Raw genomic sequence first — 6,855 nt, forward strand, 5'->3', positions numbered from 1 at the left:
CTACGGGTTGTTTCGCGCCGGTGACGAAGGAGACGGGTGCGTTACGGCGGGGTGAACTGCCGATCCGGAGGCGATCGTGCCGCTACCCTCCCCGGATCCGGGTGGCAGGGGCCGGCCGCGGCGATCCTCCTGTGTGACTGGCGTGGGGGGCCGAGTCGGGCGGTACGGGAGGGGCGCCGCGGCCGGGTCAGGGGGCCGGTCCGGGTCAGACCGCTTGGACGGCCTCTGCCGATTCCGGCAGGTGGACGGCGAGTTGCTCGGTCAGCATCATCACCTCGGCGACGTCGCCGAATTCGCGCACGGCGTTGTCGACCGTCTTGCGCAGGCGGTTGTTGACCCGCTCCGAGCGGACCTGCTTGGCGATGCGCAGCGCCTTTCCGGCGAGGACGGTGGATTCCTCGGGCTCGCGCTCCAGCAGGTGGACGGTGGCCATGCCGATGAGGTTGAGGGCGTAGGAGCGCTGGTGCTCGTTGTCCTGGGCGAAGAGCTCGACGGCCCGCTCCATTTTGGGGCGCGCCAGGGAGGCGTAGGTGGGGCTGCGGCCGGCCACGTAGGCGAGGTCACGGAAGGAGTGGGCGTTCTCGGCGTTCAGCTCGGCCTCGGAGAAGAAGCGGATCCAGTCGGGGTCGCCGTCGCCGGGCCCGCAGTCGCCGAAGCAGTCCTCGGCCATGCTCACCGCGCGCTTGACCTTGGCGGGCTGGCCCATGTTGGCGTACGCGCGGGCCTCCATCGCATACAACATGGCCTGGGTCCGCGGCGTGGCCGTCTCCCGCGAGCCGTACTGGCCGAGGTGGATGAGCTCCAGGGCGTCGTCGGGACGGCCGAGGTGGATCATCTGACGGCTCATGCTGGAGAGGATGTACGAGCCCAGGGGGCGGCTGCCGGCCTCCTTGGCGGCGTGCAGGGCCAGCACGAAGTACTTCTGGGCGGTGGGGTGCAGGCCGATGTCGTAGCTCATCCAGCCCGCGAGCTGGGCGAGCTCGGCGGCGACGTGGAAGAGGCGTCGCGAGATGTCCTCGGGCTGGGGTTCCTGCAGCAGGTCGGTGACTTCGTGGAGCTGCCCGACCACGGCCTTGCGGCGGAGGCCGCCACCGCACTGGGCGTCCCACTGCCGGAACATCACGGCCGTCGACTCCAGCAGCTCCAGCTCGGGCCCGGACAGCCGTGACCGCCGCGGGCGGTCACGGTCGGCGGCGCCCGCGGCGTCCCGGCCGGTGGACCCGGGGACCAGCCAGCGCTGCATGGGCTCGATCAGGGCGGGGCCGGCGGCCAGCGCCAGGGAAGTGCCGAGGAAGCCCCGGCGCGCCAGCATCAGGTCGCTGCGGGAGAACTCGCTGAGCAGTTCGACGGTCTGCGGGGCCGCCCACGGCAGGTCGACGCCGGACACGGACGGCGACTGGTGCGCGGCGCGCAGGCCGATGTCCTCGACGCCGACGACACAGCCGAAGCGCTCGGAGAACAGCTCGGAAAGGATCTTCGGGATCGGCTCGCGCGGCTGTTCGCCGTCCAGCCAGCGGCGCACGCGCGACGTGTCCGTGCTGATGTGATGGGCGCCCAATTGCCGGGCGCGCCGGTTCACTTGCCGGGCCAGTTCACCCTTCGACCATCCGCTGCGCAGGAACCACGAATTCAGCTGGCCGTTGGGGCGCTTCTCGGATTTGTCCGCGGTCTTGTCGGCGCACTTGTCGAGCTTGTCGGCCTTGCCGAGCGGCTTGCCGCCCGCCGCACCTCCGGACCCCTCCGCCGCGCCATCAGCCATGTCGGCACCCTCGGCATCACTGACACTGCCGCCCACGGGAACGCCCCCATCCGAAACTCTGCAGCTGCGCGGCTACGCGCCTGCGTCCATACGTGCATTCACATCCATGCGTGCACCCGCACGTCTGCGCGCGAACCGCCAACAGCCTGCCGTGCCTTCACAGTGCCTCGCGTGTGCAGTGCCTTGCTTGTGCAGTGCCTTGCGTGTGCAGTGCGGCCGCTTGTCCGGCGGGGTTCATGTACCGAAAGTAATCCTACGATCACCGGTCAGGCGAGAGCAGTCCAGTAAACGCCACCATTCGCCACCCCAACGAATGAACTCCTTCCTCCCGCTTCGCGATTGACTTGACACGGAACGAACGCGCGGAAACCAGCGGGAAGGTGAAGAGGTGTGCGCCACGGCGCGCGGCCGCTGCCGCACCACCTCTCGCGCACCGTCGCGCCGTCCCACGACAGAGGTCCGCAACGGTCCGTGTCCGAGACACTCCGACACGTAACCATCCGCGAGCACGACCCGTTGGAGGGGGCATGGGCTTCACTATCGGCGGCATCCGGGATCTGCGCTCAAGCTCTCGGCGTCGAGGCCGCGCGTCCGAGGCCGTGACGACGGTCGCGGAGTACACCGGGCTGTGGGGGTGGGACGTGGTCCCCGGCGCGCGGGCCTCGCGCGGCGGCCGCGTCACCTGCTCGTGCGGCATCGCCGACTGCCCCTCCCCCGGCGCGCACCCGCTCTCCTTCGCCCCACCCGTCAAGGCGGGCTCCACGCTGGACGAGGCGGCGGCCGCCTGGGCGGAGGTCCCGGGGGCGGCCGTCCTGCTGCCGGCGGGACGCTCGTTCGACGCACTGGAGGTCTCCGAGGCCGCCGGCCGGCACGCACTGGCGCGGCTGGAGCGCATGGGAGTGCCGCTGGGGCCGGTGGCGCTCACCCCGCACGGCCGTGCGCTGTTCTTCGTCGCCCCCGGCGCCGCCGCGGAACTCCCCCGGCTGCTCTACCGCATGGGCTGGGACGACGCCCGGCTCGACCTGCGGGGGCTCGGCCACGGCGATCACATCACGGCGCCGCCGTCCGACTTCGCGGGCCTCGGGCCCATGCGGTGGCTGCTGCCGCCCGCCCTGGACACCGCGGGGCGGCCCCCCGAGGCCCGGCTCCTGCTGGGCACCCTGGCCTACGTGTGCCACCGGGCCGCCGCCGGGTGAACCCCCGGCCTTGACGGGGCCTCGCCGGGCCGACGTCTTCAAGGAGCCGTCACATACGAAAGGGCCCGCGTCGCAGCTGCGACGCGGGCCCTTTCTCCGACCGGACGGTCCGTGCGGGACTACTCGCCGATCAGGGCGTCGACAAACGCCTCCGGCTCGAACGGCGCCAGGTCGTCCGCACCCTCGCCCAGGCCCACGAGCTTCACCGGAACGCCCAGCTCCCGCTGGACCGCGACGACGATGCCGCCCTTGGCGGTGCCGTCCAGCTTGGTGAGGACGATGCCGGTGATGTTCACGACCTCGGCGAAGACGCGCGCCTGCACCAGACCGTTCTGACCGGTGGTGGCATCGAGCACCAGCAGCACCTCGTCGACCGAGCCGTGCTTCTCCACGACGCGCTTGACCTTGCCGAGCTCGTCCATGAGCCCGGTCTTGGTGTGCAGCCGGCCGGCGGTGTCGACGAGCACGACGTCCGCGTTCTCGGCGATGCCCTCCTTGACCGCGTCGAAGGCGATCGACGCCGGGTCGCCGCCCTCGGGGCCGCGGACCGTCCGGGCACCGACGCGCTCGCCCCAGGTCTGGAGCTGGTCGGCGGCGGCTGCACGGAAGGTGTCGGCCGCACCCAGGACGACGGACTTGCCGTCGGCCACGAGGACGCGGGCCAGCTTGCCCGTGGTCGTGGTCTTGCCGGTGCCGTTGACGCCGACGACCATGACGACGCCGGGCTTCTCCTCGCCGTTCACGCCCACGCCCGGCTCGGTGTGGACGCTGCGGTCGAAGTCGGTGCCGACGAGCGTCAGCAGCTCCTCGCGGAGCAGGGCGCGCAGTTCCTCGGGGGTGCGCGTACCGAGCACCTTCACGCGCTCACGCAGGCGCTCGACCAGCTCCTGCGTCGGCGCGACGCCGACGTCGGCGGTGAGGAGGGTGTCCTCGATCTCCTCCCAGGTGTCCTCGTCGAGGTGCTCACGGGACAGCAGGGTCAGCAGACCCTTGCCGAGGGAGTTCTGGGAGCGGGAGAGCCGGGCGCGCAGGCGCACGAGACGGCCGGCGGTGGGCTCCGGGACCTCGATCTCCGGAGCGGCCGGAGCGGCGGCCTCGGCCGCGGCCTCCGGCTCGACGACCGGCGCGGTCTCCTCCACGACCGGGGCGGGAGCCTCGGGGAGCTCTACTTCTTCTACGGTGCGGCGCGCCTCGGCGCGCGGGGTCTCGGCCTCCTCGCCGACGTGCGGCTCGGCGGGCGGCGCGGTGACGGACGGGCTGCTCGGCGGAGCGGGGGGCAGCTGCTTCTTCTTGCGGCTGCTGACCACGAGCCCGCTGATCGCGCCGAGCGCGACCACAGCGATGACTACAGCAAGGATGACGATGTCCATAACGCACCCAGTATCGGACACCTCGGCGGCGGGGCGCCGCAGTGCCGTGACGCCGCAGGTCGCGGGCCATCCGTTCGGGTCCTGTTGTGTCTTGCTCCAAGGACCAACGGCACTAACCGGCCAAAGTTAGATCAAAGTACGATGGCGTGGGCTCGCGCGACGCGCGTAGAGTCCCAACGTCCCTTTCTGCCCAGGCCCCGCCCTGCTTCACCCTGCACGGAGCCCCCGATATGGCCCCCACGATGGACAACGCTGCCGATGGCGCCAACGTGTCCAGCACCGCCGGTGCGACCGACGCGACCGGTGCGGCCGGCGCGCCCGACGCGACCGGCGCGCCCGACGCGACCGGCGCGCCCGACGCGACCGGCGCGAGTGCGATAGAAACCCGCGGCATCGAGCCCGTCCCCGATCACGAGCGGCACGGCCGGGTCCGGGAGCTCTTCCCGACCTGGGTCGCCGCCAACATCAGTGTGCTGCTGCTCACCATGGGCGCGGCCCTGGTGGTCTTCAACGCGCTGAACTTCTGGCAGGTCCTGATCGTCGCGGCGTGTGCTGCGCTCGTGTCCTTCGGCCTCGTCGGCGTGCTGTCCGTCTCCGGCAAGTGGGGCGGCGCGCCCGGCGCGATGCTCTCGCGCGCCACGTTCGGTGTGCGCGGCAACCTCTTCCCGGGGGCGATCCTGTGGGTCGCCCGCTTCGGGTGGGAGACGATCAACGCCGTGACGGGCGCGTACGCCGTGCTCACCGTCCTCGACCTGCTCTTCGGCGTGAAGAGCAACAACGTGCTGATCGTCATCACGCTGTTCGTCTTCGTGGCCTGCACGTTCCTGGTGAGCGGCATGGGGCGCAAGGCGCTCAACGTCTGCAACCAGTGGTCGACGTACCTCTTCGGCATCTTCAGCGTGCTGGTGCTGGGCTACCTGATCACCCACATCAAGTGGGACGACGTCTTCTCGAAGCCGGCCGGCACGACCGCGATGATGATCGCCGGCATCGGGACCATCGCCGCCGGTGGCATCAGCTGGGTGCCGACCGGTCCGGACTTCGCGCGGTACCTGCCGCACGCCGCCTCCGGCAAGAAGATCGTCGGCGCGACGGTCTCGGGTGCGGGTCTGGTCATGGTGCCGATGGTGCTCATGGGTGCCGTGATGGCCGTCGCCACGCCGGGGCTGGCCGACGCGCCGGACCCCGTCTCCTTCCTGGGTGACATCCTGCCGACGTGGCTGGCGGTGCCGTACCTGGCGACCGCGATCGTGGGCATGCTGCTGATCAACAGCCTGTCGATGTACTCGGCCGGCTTCACCGCCCAGACGATGGGCGTCAAGCTGCCGCGGGCGATGGCCGTGAGCATCAACGCCGTCATCTCGCTGGTGGGCGGTCTGCTGCTGATGCTCGTCGCGAAGAGCTTCCTGAGCTCGTTCATCACCTTCCTGATCCTGCTGGCCGTCTCGTTCTCGGCGTGGATCGGCGTGTACGCGGTCGACATGGCGCGGCGGAAGTCGCGGGCCGTGCGGTACGACGCGGAGGCGCTGATGGACACGGGCCGCACGAGCCGGTACTGGTACGTGGGCGGCTTCTGCTGGCAGGCGATGACGGCGTGGGCCGTGGCGCTGGCGGCCGGCATCTGCTTCACGAAGTGCGACTGGTTCACGGGGCCGCTGGCGTCGACGTTCGTGGGCAAGTACGGGCTCGGGTGGGCGGCGACGATCGTCATTTCCGCGGCGATCATGGCGGTCCTGCCTACGCCTCGCGAGGTGGCGGCGGAGGCTTCGTCTTCGCCGGAGGCGGAGCGCGCCGGGGTTGCGGCGTAGTTCCCCGTCCTGCTGAACGGTGAGAGGGCCCCCTGTGGGGCCCTCTTTCGTTGTGCCCGCTTTCGTTGTGCCGGGGTTCGGTGGCTGGGGTTCGGTGGCTGGGGCTCGGTGGCTGGGGCTCGGTGGCTGGGGTTCGGTGGCTGGGGCTCGGTGGCTGGGGCTCGGTGGCTGGGGCGGGGGGGGGGGGGGGGGGGGGGGGGGGGGGGGGGGGGGGGGGGGGGGGGGGGGGGGGGGGGGGGGGGGGGGGGGGGGGGGGGGGGGGGGGGGGGGGGGGGGGGGGGGGGGGGGGGGGGGGGGGGGGGGGGGGGGGGGGGGGGGGGGGGGGGGGGGGGGGGGGGGGGGGGGGGGGGGGGGGGGGGGGGGGGGGGGGGGGGGGGGGGGGGGGGGGGGGGGGGGGGGGGGGGGGGGGGGGGGGGGGGGGGGGGGGGGGGGGGGGGGGGGGGGGGGGGGGGGGGGGGGGGGGGGGGGGGGGGGGGGGGGGGGGGGGGGGGGGGGGGGGGGGGGGGGGGGGGGGGGGGGGGGGGGGGGGGGGGGGGGGGGGGGGGGGGGGGGGGGGGGGGGGGGGGGGGGGGGGGGGGGGGGGGGGGGGGGGGGGGGGGGGGGGGGGGGGGGGGGGGGGGGGGGGGGCCCTTCTGGGGGCTGGATTATTTACGGCAACCCTCTTGCGTGAACAGTGCTCCGCAGGACGCCGCAAATAACCCTTACGCCCCCTGCCAGGGCCC

Annotated in this window: 4 protein-coding genes; 2 read left to right on the forward strand and 2 right to left on the reverse strand. The window is 72.9% G+C overall.

Features of this window, described 5'->3' with window-relative positions:
* Positions 1 to 205: 205 nt before the first annotated feature.
* Entirely contained in the window at positions 206 to 1,759 is a 1,554-nt protein-coding gene (gene nsdA / locus LE181_RS14425; RefSeq protein ID WP_225661659.1) for a transcriptional repressor NsdA, read from the reverse strand.
* 527 nt (positions 1,760 to 2,286) lie between these two features.
* On the opposite strand from nsdA, the gene LE181_RS14430 reads away from it, so the two are divergent.
* Positions 2,287 to 2,955 carry a bifunctional DNA primase/polymerase gene (locus LE181_RS14430; protein WP_225661661.1) on the forward strand — a complete coding sequence of 223 codons (669 nt, stop codon included), beginning with the start codon at positions 2,287 to 2,289 and terminating at the stop codon, positions 2,953 to 2,955.
* A gap of 119 nt (positions 2,956 to 3,074) precedes the next feature.
* On the opposite strand, the gene ftsY is transcribed toward LE181_RS14430, so the two are convergent.
* Positions 3,075 to 4,325, reverse strand: a complete 1,251-nt coding sequence (gene ftsY, locus LE181_RS14435) for a signal recognition particle-docking protein FtsY (protein WP_225661662.1) — start codon at positions 4,323 to 4,325, stop codon at positions 3,075 to 3,077.
* Positions 4,326 to 4,555: 230 nt separating this feature from the next.
* Between ftsY and LE181_RS14440 the strand changes: the two genes are divergently transcribed.
* Positions 4,556 to 6,133, forward strand: a complete 1,578-nt coding sequence (locus LE181_RS14440) for a purine-cytosine permease family protein (RefSeq protein WP_225661663.1) — start codon at positions 4,556 to 4,558, stop codon at positions 6,131 to 6,133.
* Positions 6,134 to 6,855: the final 722 nt, after the last annotated feature.

The organism is Streptomyces sichuanensis (genome assembly GCF_020328095.1).
Taxonomy (GTDB): domain Bacteria; phylum Actinomycetota; class Actinomycetes; order Streptomycetales; family Streptomycetaceae; genus Streptomyces; species Streptomyces cinnamoneus.